General features: G+C 45.0%; 16 protein-coding genes. 2 read left to right on the top strand and 14 right to left on the bottom strand.

Annotated features, from left to right (window positions below; genetic code table 11):
- Positions 1 to 609 carry an acyltransferase gene (locus tag J0A65_RS03265; protein ID WP_206592692.1) on the top strand — a complete coding sequence of 203 codons (609 nt, stop codon included), beginning with the start codon at positions 1 to 3 and terminating at the stop codon, positions 607 to 609.
- A 79-nt stretch (positions 610 to 688) separates the two neighbouring features.
- Positions 689 to 1,363 (top strand): formyltransferase family protein, encoded by a 675-nt coding sequence (locus tag J0A65_RS03260; RefSeq protein WP_206592691.1) that lies wholly within the window; start codon positions 689 to 691, stop codon positions 1,361 to 1,363.
- Positions 1,364 to 1,395: 32 nt separating this feature from the next.
- Here J0A65_RS03260 and J0A65_RS03255 read toward each other — a convergent pair whose 3' ends face one another.
- From J0A65_RS03255 to fliD, 14 genes are all read right to left on the bottom strand, one after another.
- A complete protein-coding gene (locus tag J0A65_RS03255; protein WP_206592690.1) occupies positions 1,396 to 2,541 on the bottom strand; it encodes a LegC family aminotransferase in 1,146 nt (381 codons plus the stop codon).
- Between the two features lie 7 nt (positions 2,542 to 2,548).
- Positions 2,549 to 3,526 (bottom strand): NAD-dependent 4,6-dehydratase LegB, encoded by a 978-nt coding sequence (locus J0A65_RS03250; protein WP_206592689.1) that lies wholly within the window; start codon positions 3,524 to 3,526, stop codon positions 2,549 to 2,551.
- Positions 3,527 to 3,589: 63 nt separating this feature from the next.
- Positions 3,590 to 4,552, bottom strand: coding sequence for a GDP-L-fucose synthase family protein (locus J0A65_RS03245; protein WP_206592688.1), 963 nt, complete (start codon positions 4,550 to 4,552; stop codon positions 3,590 to 3,592).
- Positions 4,553 to 4,568: 16 nt separating this feature from the next.
- Complete coding sequence (gmd, locus tag J0A65_RS03240) at positions 4,569 to 5,696, bottom strand: GDP-mannose 4,6-dehydratase (protein ID WP_206592687.1); 1,128 nt, start codon at positions 5,694 to 5,696, stop codon at positions 4,569 to 4,571.
- The gene (locus tag J0A65_RS03235) at positions 5,689 to 6,732 is read right to left on the bottom strand and encodes a glycosyltransferase family 2 protein (RefSeq protein WP_206592686.1); all 1,044 of its coding nucleotides are present in this window, start codon (positions 6,730 to 6,732) and stop codon (positions 5,689 to 5,691) included. The genes gmd and J0A65_RS03235 overlap by 8 nt, the downstream gene beginning before the upstream one ends.
- Entirely contained in the window at positions 6,732 to 7,748 is a 1,017-nt protein-coding gene (locus J0A65_RS03230; protein ID WP_206592685.1) for a glycosyltransferase family 2 protein, read from the bottom strand. Before J0A65_RS03230 ends, J0A65_RS03235 begins: the two co-directional genes overlap by 1 nt.
- A gap of 1 nt (position 7,749) precedes the next feature.
- Positions 7,750 to 8,163: a glycerol-3-phosphate cytidylyltransferase gene (gene tagD, locus J0A65_RS03225; RefSeq protein ID WP_206592684.1), complete on the bottom strand. Its 414-nt coding sequence runs from the start codon at positions 8,161 to 8,163 to the stop codon at positions 7,750 to 7,752.
- Between the two features lie 73 nt (positions 8,164 to 8,236).
- Positions 8,237 to 9,226 (bottom strand): glycosyltransferase family 9 protein, encoded by a 990-nt coding sequence (locus J0A65_RS03220; RefSeq protein ID WP_332874289.1) that lies wholly within the window; start codon positions 9,224 to 9,226, stop codon positions 8,237 to 8,239.
- A 41-nt stretch (positions 9,227 to 9,267) separates the two neighbouring features.
- Positions 9,268 to 10,413: a UDP-4-amino-4,6-dideoxy-N-acetyl-beta-L-altrosamine transaminase gene (gene pseC, locus J0A65_RS03215; protein ID WP_206592683.1), complete on the bottom strand. Its 1,146-nt coding sequence runs from the start codon at positions 10,411 to 10,413 to the stop codon at positions 9,268 to 9,270.
- Positions 10,410 to 11,408, bottom strand: a complete 999-nt coding sequence (gene pseB / locus J0A65_RS03210; RefSeq protein ID WP_206592682.1) for a UDP-N-acetylglucosamine 4,6-dehydratase (inverting) — start codon at positions 11,406 to 11,408, stop codon at positions 10,410 to 10,412. The genes pseC and pseB overlap by 4 nt, the downstream gene beginning before the upstream one ends.
- Positions 11,401 to 14,952, bottom strand: a complete 3,552-nt coding sequence (locus J0A65_RS03205; RefSeq protein WP_206592681.1) for a 6-hydroxymethylpterin diphosphokinase MptE-like protein — start codon at positions 14,950 to 14,952, stop codon at positions 11,401 to 11,403. The genes pseB and J0A65_RS03205 overlap by 8 nt, the downstream gene beginning before the upstream one ends.
- Position 14,953: 1 nt before the next feature.
- Entirely contained in the window at positions 14,954 to 15,265 is a 312-nt protein-coding gene (locus J0A65_RS03200) for a hypothetical protein (RefSeq protein WP_206592680.1), read from the bottom strand.
- Positions 15,262 to 15,693, bottom strand: coding sequence for a flagellar export chaperone FliS (gene fliS, locus J0A65_RS03195; protein WP_206592679.1), 432 nt, complete (start codon positions 15,691 to 15,693; stop codon positions 15,262 to 15,264). Before fliS ends, J0A65_RS03200 begins: the two co-directional genes overlap by 4 nt.
- Before the next feature lie 2 nt (positions 15,694 to 15,695).
- Complete coding sequence (gene fliD / locus J0A65_RS03190) at positions 15,696 to 17,186, bottom strand: flagellar filament capping protein FliD (RefSeq protein ID WP_206592678.1); 1,491 nt, start codon at positions 17,184 to 17,186, stop codon at positions 15,696 to 15,698.
- Between the last annotated feature and the right edge of the window lie 13 nt (positions 17,187 to 17,199).

Raw genomic sequence — 17,199 nt, 5'->3', positions numbered from 1 at the left:
ATGTTAAAGAATATTAAATTTAAATTCTTCAAATGGATGCTTAGAGAGTTAGAAAATACCAGAAGAGAAATCAATCACACTAGAGAGTGCACGATAGGAAATTCAACAACACTTGCTGCAGAGGCAAAAGTTGAGAATTTAGCAAGAGGAAAAGAACGAGTTGTTATTGGTAATAATACTTATATTCGTGGTCACTTGTTAACCTACGGGCATGGGGGAAAAATTAATATTGGTGATTGGTGTTATGTAGGGGAAGGGACAAAAATTTGGTCAATGGATAGCATTAGTATAGGTAATAGAGTCCTAATTTCTCATAATGTAAATATCCATGACGGTACAGCCCACTCTCCCATTCCTGACGAAAGGCATGCTCAGTTCAAAGCAATAATAACATCGGGACACCCCAAGAACGTTGATGCATTGCCTGGCATTAAAAGTAAAGCCATTATCATCGAAGATGATGTATGGATTAACTTTGGCGTTACAGTACTGAGAGGTGTAAGGATTGGCAAGGGATCTATTATCGCTGCGGGTGCCATAGTCACCCAAGACATCCCACCAGGCACAATATTTATGAACAAAGTAACCCCCGTCATTTATGAGGTTTAATGCATATATACTAGTTCATTTACAGTAAAATTAGCCTGCCTTAGTATGATTTTCAGTAAAAAAGTGGGAGAGAAATATTTTGGAAAGAACAGAGCTTAAAATACTATTTCTTGGTAAGGCTAATGATACTTGGACATCTAAAGCATCAAAGTTTATTAAGCAGTATACTAATGATTTAGAGGAATACTATGGAGAATGGGGCACCCCCTATCCCGAGTCCTTAAAGAACTGGTCAGGAGATCTAGTAATATCTTACCTTTCCAGGTGGATACTTCCTGAAAGCCTACTTAAGTCAGCAAAACTTGCAGCCATTAATTTCCATCCAGCCCCTCCAGAATACCCAGGAATAGGTTGCTGTAATTTCGCGCTTTATAACAATGCAGCAGTGTACGGTGCAACCTGCCATCTGATGGAGGCTGAAGTAGATACTGGTGCCATAATACGCGTTAAGCGATTTCCAATTTTAGAATGCGATAACGTATCGACATTGCTGACCAAAACTTATGACATACAACTGAGTTTATTTTATGAAGTCATGGGTGAAGTACTTACTAACAACTCAATCTCATTAACCGATGAAAAATGGTCTGAGAAGAAATATACAAGAGCAGAGCTCAACGCGCTTAGCGAGATTAAGTGCAACATGTCACCGAATGAAGTTAGAAAAAGGATTAGAGCTACAAGCTTCAAAAATTTTCAACCATCTATTGAAGTAGGTGGCTACAAGTTTTACTTTAGAAGTGAGCAGAGTTGATGCCTGCATGTCGTATGTAAAAGACTGGATATCTAATTCCCGCGGACAGAACTGGGCAGATTAACTAAACGTTTAGCATAGTAGTCCGTCTTTTCAAGATTACCTTTTATGCATCCTTTGTATATTTCCAGTTGATGCATGGGTTTCCAGACGGCTCTGAGCATCACTTTCGCTTCAACAGATTCGTTTAGTAGCTTATTTCGGGCAGACTCTGAAGGACATAGAACTGCGTTGAGCCAATAATTAGAACGCGAGTAGTCAGGTTCACGAATAAACTTAAAGTCCGAGCCGTCAAAATACTCTTGGTAACTAGATGCTATAACTCTTTTATCCACAATAAAGTTCTCTAATTGCTCGAACTGCGCGCAACCTAATGCAGCATTCAAATTTGGCATACGAAAATTAAATCCATACTCATCATGCTCAAACTCAAAGCTATGTGGGATTTTAGCGGTTGTAGTTATATGCTTGAGGTAGCGAGCTGCGCTTTTTTCTTTGCATAGCACCATGCCCCCTCCACCTGTAGTCAGAATCTTATTGCCGTTGAAGCTCAAAGCCGCATATTTTGTTCCCAAGCTACCACAACATTTCCCTTTGTATAATGAACCCAAGCTCTCTGCGGCGTCTTCAATAATTGCGATGTCCCACTGCTCGCACACTGCTATCAGTTCATCCATTTGCACAGGGTGCCCAAATGTGTGCATTGGGACAACAGCTTTAACCATCTTCCCGCTCTGCTTATGCATGCACCCACGTGCAGTCACAACACAGTTTTCATCCAGAAAAGTTTTGAGTGCATCAGGGCATAGCCCAAGGCTGATACTGGATATGTCGACAAATACAGGAGATGCACCAAGCCAATGTATGGCATTGCAGGTAGCCACAAAGGTCATAGACTGGGTGATAACCAGGTCGCCATATCCTACCCCAGAAGCGTAAAGGGCTACCTGTAGCGCTGATGTACCGTTTACCACCGCAACCGCACCTGCCACTCCACAGTAGTTAGCCAAACTATCTTCAAGTTGATCAACATAGGCGCCAACGCTAGAAACATAAGTTGATTCAATCGTATGCTGAACATAGAGTGATTCGTTGCCAGTAAAAATGGGAGCGTGCAGCGGAATAAAATCACTTGTGTTATATAAATCGCGGATAAATCTAAATAACGGATTTTGCATTGTTCAGCTACTTGTTGTACACGGATGTGTTGTAACGCGACAAATTTTCAGCTTTGCAAAACCAATCTATAGTCTGTCTAAGTCCGATTTCTAGCGTCGTTTCAGGAATATAGCCAGTAAGGGATTTAAGCTTGGTATTATCCCCCCAAAGCCTGAATACTTCTGAGCCCTTTGGCCTTAAGCGCTCTTCATCAAGTTCAAAGGACACATCGCTGTTCATCAGGCGTTTAATCATGTTCAATGTGTCAGCTACAGAAACTTCATAGTTTGAAGCGATATTAATCACTTCACCAACGGCCGCTTCAGACATGCTAATTGCCTCGAAGCCTTTGCAGATGTCTGTTACGTAGTTAAAATCCCTTGTTGGATTCGTGTCACCTAACTTAATCAGTTTGGCACCATCTGCAATCTGACCAATGATAGTTGGAATCACCGCTCTGGCAGACTGTCTAGGTCCATAGGTATTGAATGGTCTGGCAATGCTCACAGCTAAACCAAAAGAGTGGTAGAAGCTCATTGCCACTGCATCAGACGCAATTTTTGAAGCGCTATAGGGTGACTGGGCCTGTAAAGCATGTTTTTCATCAATTGGCACATACAACGCCGTTCCGTAGACTTCACTCGTTGAGGTTTGAATAAAACGTTTTACCCCCGTTTCCACTGCGGCCTGCAACATGTTCAATGTGCCGCTCACGTTGGTATCAATGTAACTTTGTGGCGCTTGATAAGAATATGGAATCGCAATTAACGCAGCCAAGTGGAAAACGACATCAATCTCTCGGCACAGCTCTACACAGAAGCTCTTGTCGCGAACATCACCAAAGACTATTTTCAAACTCGCATGTTTTATTTCGTTTAACCATCCTGCCGAGTTAAATGAATTGTACTGAACCAGCGCACGCACCTGATAACCATTAGCTAACAAATGCTCAACTAAATGAGAACCGATAAATCCATCAGCCCCAGTAACTAAAACGTGACGCATATCGCCCTACTCAACTTATTAATCGCTGCAATAAACTTGCAGTCAAACACTTGATCTGAATGCTCAGATGAGCAACTCGCCATTCTTCACCGCCCATTGCCAAACATTTTGCAGACCATTCGACAATGAAGTGCTTGCCTGCCAACCTAATTCAGATAAAGAACTAATATCCAGTCTCTTGACAGGAGTACCTTCAGGTTGGCTACAATCAAATGCTAATTCTCCCCGAAAGCCGCTTATAGCTTGCAGTAGTTCGGCCAACTCACGAATTGAACAGTCTGTACCCGTACCTAAATTGATATGCGAGCACATAGGATCTAATTTCCGCCAATACTGAGTTTGCGGGATAGCCATTAGGTACAAACAAGCGGCAGCCAGATCATCAACATGCATAAATTCGCGCCTGGCTTTGCCGCTTCCCCATATATCCACATGAGGCTCATTGTTTTGTATGGCCCTGTAGAATTTCCTTATCAACGCGGGAATAACATGACTGTTCTTTGGATGAAAGTTGTCATAGGGGCCATACAGATTAGTCGGCATTGCACTGCGATAATCTCTGCCATACTGCCGGTTGTAACTTTCACACAGCTTAATACCGGCAATTTTGGCTATTGCATAAGCTTCATTGGTGGGTTCCAGTGGCCCGGTTAACAACGCCTTTTCAGATATTGGCTGAGGAGCGAACTTGGGATAGATACAACTGGAACCTAAAAACAGAACTTTCTGCACATCGGCTAAATGGGCAGCATGAATAAGGTTGCTCTGTATCATCATATTTTGATAGATAAACTCAGCCGGGAAAGTGTTGTTGGCGTAAATCCCTCCCACTTTAGCCGCTGCCAAATACACCTCATCGATTCTATGCTGCTGAAAAAAAGCATGTACAGCTCGCTGGTCGGTGAGATCCAGTTCAGTGCGGGGCGCCGAGATTAGCTCTACATCGGCATCCAGAGCAAGCTGCCGGCACAAGGCACGCCCAACCATACCGAGATGTCCGGCGACATATACCCGTCGCTTATTCATGAAGTCCCCCTGCCATTTATCCTTCACCACTTAAAGCACAATCAAAGCCATTGCGCTTTAAAAAGGCCACCCTTTGCGCTTCGACCAAATCATGACGAGTCATTTCTTCGCAAAGTGAACGCACATCAATCTTAGGCTGCCATCCCAGTTTTTCTTTCGCCTTACTGGCATCTCCCAGTAAGGTCTCCACCTCAGCAGGACGAAAATACTTGGGATCGATACGCACAACAATGTCGCCAGGCTTTAATGCTGGCGCACAGGCTCCTGTAACGCTCTCAACAACGGCAATCTCTTCTATGCCTTGCCCTTCAAAGCGCAATTGCACCCCCAATTCAGCCGCCGCCCACAGAATAAACTGTCGCACCGAATATTGCTGACCAGTTGCTATCACAAAGTCCTCTGGCAGAGATTGTTGCAGCATCAGCCATTGCATATAGACGTAGTCTTTGGCGTGCCCCCAATCTCGCAACGCATCAATATTGCCCATATACAAGCAATGCTCCAGACCCTGAGCAATATTCGCCAAACCACGAGTAATTTTTCGGGTTACAAAAGTTTCACCACGACGTGGCGACTCATGATTAAACAAAATGCCGTTGCATGCGTAAATACCATAAGACTCGCGATAATTGACCGTGATCCAATAGGCATAAAGTTTGGCGGCAGCATAAGGGGAACGGGGATAAAAAGGTGTGCTCTCTCGTTGTGGGGTTTCCTGCACCAGACCATACAGCTCCGACGTGGATGCCTGATAGAAACGTGTCTTATCCTGCAGCCCCAGCAATCGGATTGCTTCAAGTAAGCGCAGCGTACCAAGCCCATCAACATCAGCCGTATACTCTGGCTCTTCAAAACTCACGGCTACATGGCTCTGTGCACCCAAGTTGTATATTTCATCGGGTTGAATCTGCTGTACCAAGCGAGTCAGGTTCGATGTGTCGGTTAAGTCACCGTAATGCAATATAAAGTTACGATTATCTACATGCGGATCCTGGTAGAGGTGGTCAACTCGTTGAGTATTAAAGGAAGATGAGCGGCGCTTAATACCATGCACCTCATATCCTTTTTCCAGTAAGAGCTCTGCCAGGTAGGAGCCATCCTGTCCCGTAACACCAGTTATCAGCGCAACTTTTTTACTACTCATAAATATCAAACCATCTCAATACCGTTATACCTGGATTTTGCGCCACTATCATGTCCTCAATCTGTTTGTAATGTTCACCTTCAATGGCATTAATGACAACGTCGACAGGTAAATTTTCCGCTAATGCAATCACATCTCGTCCCAGACAAGGAGATTGTCCGCCGGTTGTTGTCACAAAGCACACCAGCTCTGCGTCATTAGCAGCAAGTATTTGCGCAATAAGTACCGACATCTGCCCGGTGCCAAAAATGGCAATACGCTGGTGATTCAAAGTCGCAGTTAAGGGCTGTTTGTTAAGCACACTCGCCAGCAACGATTTACACTGACTAAACTGAGCTTTGCAGGCTTCCACCGATAAAGTCCCAGCGCCCTCAATACTCAGCATCTGATAGATATCCTTTAGCTCGGCTTGTAATTTATCCGCGTGCTTAAGGTCACTGCTAAAGCCACCGCGTTCAAAGCACGCGACGGGTTCATTTAAAAAGCATCCCGAAACAGACGTAATCGCTTTGAGCATAATGTAAGAATCCGCCGCAATATCAAAGTAACGGGGAAATCCCCCAGCTTGACGCAGCCAGTCCCTGCGGACGAAGAAACCTTGATGGCAAGGATGTTGAAAGGATGTATCTTTGAATTTCAAAAGCCTGGAGTTCTGAAGCCACATTGCCTGGGTAGTGGGATCTTTCAACATGACTTTAGCACTTACGTATTCCAGACCATCACTAAAGCTATCGAGTACCTGTCGAATGGCTCCCGCATGCAACAATACGTCATCTGAATTCAGGTAGTAGATAATGTCGCCCGTTGCCCACTCCAGCCCTTTATTAAAGGCATCATAAATCCCTTCATCAGGCTCGGAATATACCTGCTTGATATGCGGAAAATCATTAACAATGGCCAGTGTAGAATCACTTGATTGACCATCAACAATGATATGCTCAATTTGTTCGAGGCAGTCTTGCACGGCAACACTTTGCAAGCATGCACGCAAGGTTTTGGCGCTGTTGTAAGTTGCCGTAATAATTGACACTTTCATCAAGCAATCACCATAAAATCAGACCACTCCACCCAACCCGCGTTGATAAAGAAGCTGCAGATCTCATCCCGCACAGGCTGAGCTGCAATCACAACACCTTTAGGCAGAGTTTCATTGAGTGCCAGTACCGGGTATCGGCCCAGCTCTGGTGCATAAAAATCGGCAGCGTTTCGGTCGATAAAGCCGCTGGCACTGAGCCCTATTTCAGGTAGGCTCTGCATCATTCCCTTGGCCAGCGCGCCGGTTCCATATATCCAAAGCTCACCATGTCGCTGATGTAAAGCCCGCAATTCGTCTTGCTTCAGCTCAACCAGGGTTTTAGCGAAATGTAGGGCAGAATCGGCTTTGGTTGTCACGGATGATTGGCTCAATCGCATTTTAACCAGGCATTCAGGCACACAGCCAATACCTACCCCACTTTTCACGGCCCGATAAAATAAACTGTAATCTTCACCGATTCGGGTATCAGGATAACCAATGTCTTTGACCACATCAGTTCTGGCAAAGTAGCTGGTATGGACCACACAATTCCAACGCATTAGTTGTAAAGCTAAAGCCTGAGGTGTGTCGATGCTGTTGTGCTGAGGCTCTTTTACCTGTCGAAACTGACGGTAGCGCTCACTACCGGCTACCACAGGATCGTCAGTAAAATACTCAAAATAGCTTTTCACCATGCCAAGTTCAGGATGCGCCAACAAATAATCCCTTTGTTTTTCAAAGCGCTGAGGCATACAGATATCATCAGCGTCCACTTTGGCAATAAATGCGGAATTAACCCATTGTAGCGCTTGATTGAGACGATACCCTACTCCCGCATTATCAGCTTGTGGATAGAGGCGGATTCGTGGGTCGCAAAGAGACCTAATTTTCTCCACCGTACCATCTGTGGAACCATCATCAACAATCAACAGCTCAAAGTCTGCGAGGGTCTGTGCCAATATACTTTGGATGGTCTCCCCCACCTCATCAGCGCAATTGTAGGTGGTCATCAACGCGGTCACACTAGGTGCGGACATATCAACGTAGTTCCCGTTCAACCTGGGCGATTACTGCCATGGCCTGCTTAATGGCGGTTGAGGAAATATCCCGGGTTCTGGGCAGATATACCACCTCACAGTGCTGTTTAAGCTCGTCAAACTTGCCCTGCCAATCATCTCCCATGACAAAGACATCAACTTGATATTTTTCGATATCGTCGATTTTTTGCAGCCAGTCGTGTTCGGAAATCACTTGATCAACATAGCGACAGCTTTCCACTACGGCATGGCGATGTTCATAAGGAACCAGGGTTGTTTTACCTTTCTGACGATTAAAGTCATCGGTAGACACAGCGACAATCAGCCGCTCTCCCAGGCTTTTCGCCCGCTTGAGTAAATTCACATGACCAATATGGAACAGATCAAAGGTGCCGTAAGTGATGACAGTTTTCATGCTGATACTTCCTCCCGCATCCCTATACATCGGCAGTAACCGCCAATTTCTTTACCCTTTGCTTTATAGCCGGTCAGCTATCTGCAGATTCGGAAAATATTGAATGGATACTTTGCGCTAAGCTATCTGCCGGGATCGGGCCGATATGTGGATCTGTGGCATAGTCAGGAATTAATCTACGTGGATCCATATCACCACAAATCACCAAACTAGCGCAGTTCACCGCTGTGGCTTGCCACTGTGCACCAAAGGGTACCGTGACCAGCAAATCCGACGCTTTTAATCGCATCAAGGTATTGCGCACTGAAGCATCCTGCTTAGGAATACTCCATACCTGATAACCAAGCACCATCAGTTCTGACTTTAATTGGTCTGCAAAAGGATAGTCATAGGCACTATTTTCACTAAAGGGGGCCAATGCCACAACTTTCCTTTCTCCTTTTTGGTCGGAAGACGTTGCAGACTCAGGCAAGTTAACCGACATATCCATTTCAATCTGGTCAAAACCACAACAATGACGCAAGTAAAATTCTGGGTAGCCATAATCCAATTGCGGCGATGATTGCCACCACGGTGTATGCCAGCGAGCCATGGCGAAAAAATCGCTGCGTAAATAGTTTGCCGCATCATTCACATATTCAGGTCTGAGTTGTTGGCACTGAAATTGGTCAATCAGCTCTTGTACCGACAAACTTATGTAATTCCCCACCACAGGTTCACCGGCATCTTTAAGAAAACGGGATAAAAAACAAGGCATAAATGCAGTATCCAGACAGACTATCTGGCTATATCCTTCGGCTATGATCTGCTCGGCGAGCCCTAAAAAGGTTTCCATAGCTGGAATGATATGCTCCGGCCATTGATGCTGCTCCAATCCACTAACCGCTGCATCAGGCTCTGCTGCTTTAACCAATTCTTTACCTTGGGCAAAACCCATAAAATGCAGGCTGGCTTCGGGAAAGCGTTGGCGAAAATAACGTAGCGCCGGTACACCGATACACAGCGCATCGCCTTTATCCAACATCCTGATTAAGAGAATTTTATTAGTCTTTTTGATTGTCACTTTGTATTTCGCTCTGAATAAATGAAAGCGTGCGATTGCACTTAGGCCAGGCTGCCGATCAATGTGTTCACCACCTGCAACTGCTGCGACTCATCGAGCGCGGGGTATAATGGCAAGGTAATGGCGCGTTGATAAAAGGCTTCGGCATGGGGGAAATCTCCTGGCCTGAATCTCAGTTGACGATAATAAGGCTGCAAATGGATAGGGATATAATGCACATTCACACCAATGCCTTGCTGCTGCAGTTTGACAAATATATCGGCCCGCTCGTGCTCTAACAACTCGATGCTGTACAGGTGCCAGGCACTGCACGCGCCTTCACTGCAGACAGGTAGATTCAGCGGCAAATCAGCCAATAAATCATTATAGCGCTGAGCAATAGCTGCTCTGGCCTTGATGAAATCATCCAATTTAGTTAACTGTGATATGCCCAGGGCGGCGTGCAAATCGCTTAAACGGTAGTTGTAGCCCAATGCGACCTGTTGGTAGAACCAAGGACCTTCGCTTTTCTCCTCCATCAATCCTGGGTCACGGGTAATACCATGACTGGAGAATAATCGCAGCGTTTTGGCAAGCTCGGCATTGTTGGTCAACACTGCCCCACCTTCGGCGGTGGTAATGGACTTCACTGGATGAAAACTAAGCACACATGCATCAGAATACTGACAACTGCCAACCGGTCTATTTTCATAGTGACCGCCCAGGGCATGACTAGCATCTTCGATCAGCGCAATCCCCAAAGGTTGGGTTATCGCCCTGATTTCCTGCATATTGCAGCTCAAACCTGCATAGTGAACAGGAATAATAACCTTGGGGAGCTTATTACTTATCTTGGCTTGTTTAAGCTTATCTTCCAGAGCCGCCACACTCATATTGCGGGTAACCGGGTCTATATCGACGAAATCGACATCTGCACCACAATAGCGGGCACAGTTTGCCGACGCGACAAAAGAAATAGGCGATGTCCAGACAATGTCGCCCGGCCCAACGCCAAGGGCCAAACAAGCAATATGTAATGCCGAGGTACCGCTGTTCACTGCTACAGCATGGGTTGCCTGGCAGTAGGCCGTAAGCGCATTCTCAAATCTAGGTACTTGTTGTCCCTGAGTCAGGAACTGATTCTCCAAGACGTCCACCACGGCTGCCACATCGATAGGGTCAATGTGATGGCGACCATAGGGAATCATAATGCCGTCTCGTTTAATTGCCGTAACTCTTCAACCGTCAAAAAATGAGGGTTCTTACCTGAGTGATATTCAAAACCATCAGCCACATCACGGCCCTCTTCCCCCAGCTTGTTTTTATGGTAATTAATGTTCTTTTCAAAGAAGGTGATGGGAGGACGAATTACGAAGTGATCGTCAAATTCCACACTATGGTGAGCGGTTTCCTCCGGCACCATCATCTCGTGGATCTTTTCTCCGGGACGAATACCAACGACCTCGTATTCCCGACGACCACTGACGGCTTCAACTAAATCAAGAATATGTACTGATGGGATCTTAGGCACAAAGATCTCACCGCCTTGCATACGTTGAAAACTATTGATTACAAATTCAACGCCTTGATCCAGCGTAATCCAAAAACGTGTCATCTGCTCGTGGGTAACAGGGAGTTTACTCTCTCCTTGGTTGACCAACTTTTGGAAAAAAGGCACCACAGAGCCTCTCGACCCGACCACGTTACCATAACGAACAACGGCGAAACGCGTGCCTTTTGCCCCTGAAATATTGTTAGCAGCCACAAACAACTTATCTGATGCCAGTTTTGTTGCACCATACAAATTAACCGGGTTTGCCGCTTTGTCTGTAGAAAGTGCAATGACCTTTTTAACATCAGATTCTATCGCCGCTTCCAAGACATTCTGCCCACCCATGATATTGGTTTTAATGCATTCCATGGGGTTATATTCCGCGGCAGGAACTTGCTTAAGTGCAGCGGCATGCACAACAAAATCCACGCCACGCATAGCGGTCTTTAATCTATGCTTGTCCCGAACATCACCTAGAAAATAACGCATACTAGGGTGATAAAAGCTTTGCTGCATTTCCGACTGTTTTAGCTCATCACGGCTATAAACAATCAAACGTGTAGGAGAGTAGTCTTTTAAAATCCTGGCGATAAAACGTTGGCCAAAGGAACCTGTGCCTCCGGTAATAAGAACTGTCTTATTATTAAACATACAAACTATCCTCGCCCACTAAATAAGGGAAATGTTCAGAGACTCTAGTCTTCTTCTCTGCAATTAAGCCTCTTTCTTCTTCTCTAGAGGCCAAGTTATCTCTAGACCATCCTAACCCCAAATAAGCCCCCCGATTACCTGAGTTAACGATCAGCTTTTGGATACTTTGAGGTTTAGAATAAAAACACACTGAGTCAACAAAATCATATGCATAAAGCGATGAAACCAGCCTTTTGGCCGCCTCACTCAACTGGACAGGATGACCAGTTTCACAAATGAGTTTAGCAGCGATAAAACGGCAGTCTTTAAATATGTCAAAGTACCCATTAAACAACATGTATCGATGAGGATCATTCGCTTGAGGGGATACACCTTCTTTTCTGTAGTCTCCTGTCAGATATAAGAATGTTACATTCTCTGGTATGTAATCTATATCTGACAACTGGCCTTCATTACCGATAAATATTACAAAGTGCTTATTTTTAGATAGCGAATTTATTTTTCCAAAATCAAAGAAAGTCGGAAGTTCAGTATTTTCCCACACAACGACAATATCACCTTCGGCTTCATCATATGGCGTAGAAAAATTTTGTATCTGCTTTTTTATTGACCAACTATAAATTTGATTGACATGCTCTACTGTTTCAATACAACGATGAGAGTTAGTTCGCAAGGTAAATACCTTTCCGGAATTGTTTCTCCTAATTTGAAAAACACCGCGTTGCTCCGCATGAGATGTAGATAAATCAAAATTCATTTCTTCATGGCTAAGTATTTCTTCAACCTGCTGCAGGCTATTTCGCCATTCAAACAAAACTCGATTAAATCCCTCAATTACTTTACTTTCATCAGTACTTGCATAAAGCACTTTAGTCAATACTGAGTTAGCGTAATTCACCGTTCCATAGAGGAAATAAAAGAGTAGCGAAGTACCTTGTTGATAGGACAAGAACAAGAGCTTCTTCTGTTGTTCAATTACCCCTTCCGCTTCGCCAATGGTGGTAATATCTTGGCTGGAGAGTTGTCTGAAAACCTTTAGTTCTTTAAGCAATGTCTGTTGGCTATACTTCTCGGCATAACGCTTAGCGAAGCCATCGCTAGAGACAAAGGCCGACGACAAAATCGCATTCAAGGCTGATTGTTTGTCTGATTTGCTGGTAATGATTAACAGATCCTCAATCTTAAGCGGTCTGCTACCCACGATTGCGGCACCGTCCGCACAGTTGTAACAATCAATCTTAGTTCCCGCCAGCATTTGTTCCAACATGACTTTGGAAACTTTGAATTCATACTTGGTAAAAACGCTGGAGCGAAAGTTACCAGGCACAACTAACGCTGTATTATGCAATTTTGCGTATTCGTATAACTCATCTTTACCATCACGATAGTAGCCAGAATGTTTTGAATGATGGTGTTTGTTATCCACAAATCCCAAATCTACACCCAACAAATACAACTGATGCATTCCCAACCTGGTAAACAGATTCAGAGCAAAATTGGTCACAGTAGGAAAAGAAAATCGCAGCACTTCAAACTGCGCCTCGTCTAGCGCTTGCAGAGACGACACGGTAGACGACTCTCCTTCCTTGAAGGCCAGATAGACATTCTTATATAACGCGGCCGTATCAGGATGAATACCGTTACAGGAAAGGAGAGTGATCTGCTTTAAATAGTCGAAATCATTAATTCTGCTGGCCCAATCAAAGGTCGCCCGATTCTGCTCAATCTCAGCATGAAAATCAGGCACAATACCATGTCGATGCAACACCTGCAGAGAGGTTCCACAGGATACGACAATTGCCTGCTCACGCCACTCTTTTATGGCATCAATAGAGAAGTCTAACGAGGGCCCATTGCCGACAAGGAACACTGGTACTTCTTTGTGGCCAGCAGATAACAGCGCTGGCGTTTGCTTACGCAATTGCGGATAACCTCTGGCAAAGCCTTCTTGCGTATGCGCAATACCATAATATGCATGGTCAAAGTACTCCCCCATGGAAATCACCACCTGCAACTGCTCTCTTAGTTGGGCGATGGCATGATTCAATGCGCCATTGTGATAGCTCTGGTAAAAGTACGTATTGTTAAGAATGTAAGGGCCGACAGCGTAAAATTGCTTCAGTAAGTCTCGGAATAAGTGGCTACCATCATCACCGATGTTAATGTAAAGCCGTCCGTCATGGTCATCTAGCTGTCGTAAGATGGCAGCCCAATCTATGGCAAATAGTGAAGCGTAGAAAAAGTCACGATTGGGTTCACACAAGAACAACTTCTCAACCTGATGCTCCTGAAGCAACCTCTCCAATTGATAGCCTGCTCCCAAGCCAAACAAGATTAGCGACTTTACCGTCTGAGGCAGACTCCCCTGCTCGTCCTCCAGTTCAACCAGCATATCTTGTGTCTTAGCGACAAACTTGTAATGTAGATAGTGTTTAAGTTTTACCCCGTGATAACCCAGAACCAGCCCGTCTTTATGAGGGTGATTCGAAAAACCTTGATAACTTAGCTCGCTCTCTTGTTTGGGGTGTTCGCCATACCAACTGACCAATCGGTGACGCTCAACCAGATTAACATCACCATCAGGCATACGTACCGGCCACCAATACATTGGCTGATAACTCTTAAACTCTTGGTAAATGTCAGGAAAATATTGTGCAAAGGCCGACAGGTTTTGCCGTAACACCTCATCATCCGCCGCTAAAGAACGCCAATTTTCTGGCGTCGACGCCATTAACCAAGCAGGGCAATACTCCTCGGGCTTTTCTTGCTGGGCAAAGCTCAGCCCCTGTTTCATCAACTCTGACCAGGACTTAGTAAGTAACTGACGATAGAGGATGTTGAAAATAGGATGATTATAATGCTGATAAAGATAGGCACCTTTAACGGGTACGTGAGCCTGCAGTTCATTCAAATTGGCGACAATATCCCGTCCATCCTTGCCAATCTGAAAATACAATGCAGTACCTTTTTGCTTGGCAATTTCCAAGACTTCCTTCCAGCTTTCTGCACTTAATGAGCACTTAAAATACTGTGGCTCAGGCTCATAAATGATGAGGTGCTTGATAGCATAGTGTTCAATCAGATAACGAAGATGTCTCCCAAGCCCAAGTCCCAATACAATAACCAGCTCAGGGGCATCAGGAAGGCAAGGGCTGGCTAAAAGACGCGCATAGTTGTGCAGCGATGCCAGCTCATCTCCTACGCACTCTTGTACAGGTTGGGCTGCATGGTCAGCCGAAAAATCCACATAGACAGGATGCTGGCAAAACTGCTCGACATGGCTAATGATTTCCTGCTCTGGATACAGTCCGTACAAGGTACGACCGCTGCCATAGTCAACTACATTCAGTTCACCAAACTTGTTACAAAACAAAGAGATATTCGGATTTGTTTCGTGAAAATAGTCAACCAGCGAAGGGATATGGCGCTGGAAAGCATTGAGATTTTCATTACTGGTTTTGGCAATATGCGTGGCCAATTTAGCTTCCAGCTCTGCTTGGCGAGTCTCATCCTTCTCGATGTGTAGCCTGATGTTCTTTAACATGTTACTTCTTGTATTTTTTTACGGCCTTTTTACCTCTCACCAACTGCGATAGCGCCATTTCTGCTTCTAAACGCATTGGTTCGATAACATCATTCAGATGCTGGTTACATGCCAACTCTGCTTGAAGAAAGGCTTTTTTTTCCTCGCCAGTCAGTTCTTCCTGGTGAGAAAAAATCAACGATTCACGGCGTTCGATAAGGCGGAGCAAGTCATCAATATCGGGGGATTCATGCAAAAGAAGCCCTATCAGGGCTTCACTATTTTCACGTAGAGCGGGAAACGAATAAGGATGATCTAAATTGATCTTTTTCACACTGCCGCTTGCTCTTTCTGCCGCCGGGTCTCATAGGCCTGCTGTTTAGCCGCCTCTGGTATTTCAGCCCAGGCAGTCTTAATGGGTAGCATCAGACTAATGACTTCATCCATAATCTTCAAGTTATTCTGCACGTTAGCATCGACTAAGCGCTGCAAAATATAGTCATATAGCGCGAAAAGGTTGTCAGAAATCTCGGATTGAATAGACAAGTCTAACGTATCACGCAAGTTCATCACGATAGCCCCAGCGCGCGACAAATGCTCGGCTTTGGCTTCGAATTCACGACGTTCGATACAACCTTTAGCGAAAGCCATTCTATCCAACGCCCCTTGCATCAACATCAAGGTTAATTTGTGTGGATCAGCCTGGGCAATTTCCTGCTTCAGGTTGCCTTTTTTATACGCATTAATGCCTTTTAACGACATCATCATCCTCCCATCGAGCTCAGGGATGCGATCATAGCATTTCTGGTTTGATTTAATCGGGCCACGGTCATATCAAGACCTAGATATTTTTTACGCAAGTTTTGCTCAAAATCCATCATCTGTAAGTCAAGACGCTCCCGTTCAGTATAGATTTCTTCTCTTTGATCTTTGTAAGAATCTTCACGAGATCTCAGTAAACCACCAAATGTCGTGTACTCGTGCAAATAATCATAAATCCGGCTGGCAATACCACTCTCTTCGTCAGTAAACAACTTGCCTACTTCATCAAAATGATCATCAAGGGCGCCCTTTAGTAAGTCTTCACCTGAACCAATACCATACTCGTCATTGGCAGTAATCTGTAACTTACCTTCACGGTCAAATGATACGCCTAACTGAAATAGACTGCCCAATTCAGAGCCAGGAACACTGGACGCCACAATATTAGCAAGACCAGTACGGATATCTCTGGCCATAAAATCCCCCGCCAGCGGGCCATCTTCTTCTAGCTCTGAGGCACCGTATTTTGTCAGGGTTTTCATCTCATCGATCAAAGCGTTGTAATTATCAACAAAATCACGAACGAGTTTCTCAACCCCATCGGAGTCATAACCAATTTTAAGGGTAGATTCCTCGAAATCGCCGTTCCCATCTTTGCTTGATAAAGCTTTGGCGTCGAAGCTGACATTTTCGATTACGTTCTCAAATTTATTGGTAGTGCTCTCTACTTCGATACCATCTATGGTCGCTTTTGCATTCTTTGCTTCATTGCCGACTGCGGGGGCGAGATAGGTAGCGGTTTCAGATGAGTCTGTAGTAGACACACGCTGCAGGTCGGCGATGTCGTCGTTATTAACGATGACCAAATCGTTGCCTGCACCGGTTTTTTCTGAACTAAATACCAGTTTGGCACCACCGTCAGCGGTACCTGTATTAATAATGCTGGCTGTTACACCAAAGTTTTCTGAAGCGTTGTTGACGGCATTACGTAACTGCTGAAGTGTCATCCCCGCAGTAACATTGATATCAAAGCTGTCACTGCCAACCCTAAAGGTCATGGATCCCGCGGTATTACTCACCACATCACTACTGGAAGTGAAGCCACCACTGGCAGCACTGGCCGTTTCCAAACGACTGCCGCTGGCAAGCTGGGTGATTGCAATCTTGTAGGAGCCGGTTACCGCAGAATTGGACGCCTCAGCACTGAACGCTCCCGTGTTTGCGCCATCTTCATCGTCACTGCTGGAACCGCCGGGATGATAGGCCGTAGCAGAACGCTGACCTAGCTGACTTTCTTTACGAAGGGCATTAACCGTATCTTTGAAGTCATCCATTTTTGACTTCAACGCACCTAAGCCGGATATCACGGCCTCAAGCTTTTCTTCTCTTTGATCGAGTCGGTCATATTTTGGCTTACGCTCCGATTCAAGCAACTGCTTGACCAGATCGTCAAGTGCCAGCCCCGATCCTACACCTAAAGATTGAATAGCCATGATAAACCTCTTA

The organism is Bowmanella yangjiangensis (genome assembly GCF_017255015.1).
GTDB lineage: Bacteria > Pseudomonadota > Gammaproteobacteria > Enterobacterales > Alteromonadaceae > Bowmanella > Bowmanella yangjiangensis.
The sequence above is the reverse complement of the archived record's forward strand: the minus strand, read 5'-3'. Positions and strand labels throughout refer to the sequence as shown.

Excerpts from the sequence above, each read along its gene's own strand:
- J0A65_RS03265 (WP_206592692.1), top strand. The coding sequence starts at position 1 with ATGTTAAAGAATATTAAATTTAAATTCTTCAAATGGATGCTTAGAGAG.
- J0A65_RS03255 (WP_206592690.1), bottom strand. The coding sequence starts at position 2,541 with ATGCAAAATCCGTTATTTAGATTTATCCGCGATTTATATAACACAAGT.
- J0A65_RS03250 (WP_206592689.1), bottom strand. The coding sequence starts at position 3,526 with ATGCGTCACGTTTTAGTTACTGGGGCTGATGGATTTATCGGTTCTCAT.
- J0A65_RS03245 (WP_206592688.1), bottom strand. The coding sequence starts at position 4,552 with ATGAATAAGCGACGGGTATATGTCGCCGGACATCTCGGTATGGTTGGG.
- gmd (WP_206592687.1), bottom strand. The coding sequence starts at position 5,696 with ATGAGTAGTAAAAAAGTTGCGCTGATAACTGGTGTTACGGGACAGGAT.
- J0A65_RS03235 (WP_206592686.1), bottom strand. The coding sequence starts at position 6,732 with ATGAAAGTGTCAATTATTACGGCAACTTACAACAGCGCCAAAACCTTG.
- J0A65_RS03230 (WP_206592685.1), bottom strand. The coding sequence starts at position 7,748 with ATGTCCGCACCTAGTGTGACCGCGTTGATGACCACCTACAATTGCGCT.
- tagD (WP_206592684.1), bottom strand. The coding sequence starts at position 8,163 with ATGAAAACTGTCATCACTTACGGCACCTTTGATCTGTTCCATATTGGT.
- pseC (WP_206592683.1), bottom strand. The coding sequence starts at position 10,413 with ATGATTCCCTATGGTCGCCATCACATTGACCCTATCGATGTGGCAGCC.
- pseB (WP_206592682.1), bottom strand. The coding sequence starts at position 11,408 with ATGTTTAATAATAAGACAGTTCTTATTACCGGAGGCACAGGTTCCTTT.
- J0A65_RS03205 (WP_206592681.1), bottom strand. The coding sequence starts at position 14,952 with ATGTTAAAGAACATCAGGCTACACATCGAGAAGGATGAGACTCGCCAA.
- fliS (WP_206592679.1), bottom strand. The coding sequence starts at position 15,693 with ATGTCGTTAAAAGGCATTAATGCGTATAAAAAAGGCAACCTGAAGCAG.
- fliD (WP_206592678.1), bottom strand. The coding sequence starts at position 17,186 with ATGGCTATTCAATCTTTAGGTGTAGGATCGGGGCTGGCACTTGACGAT.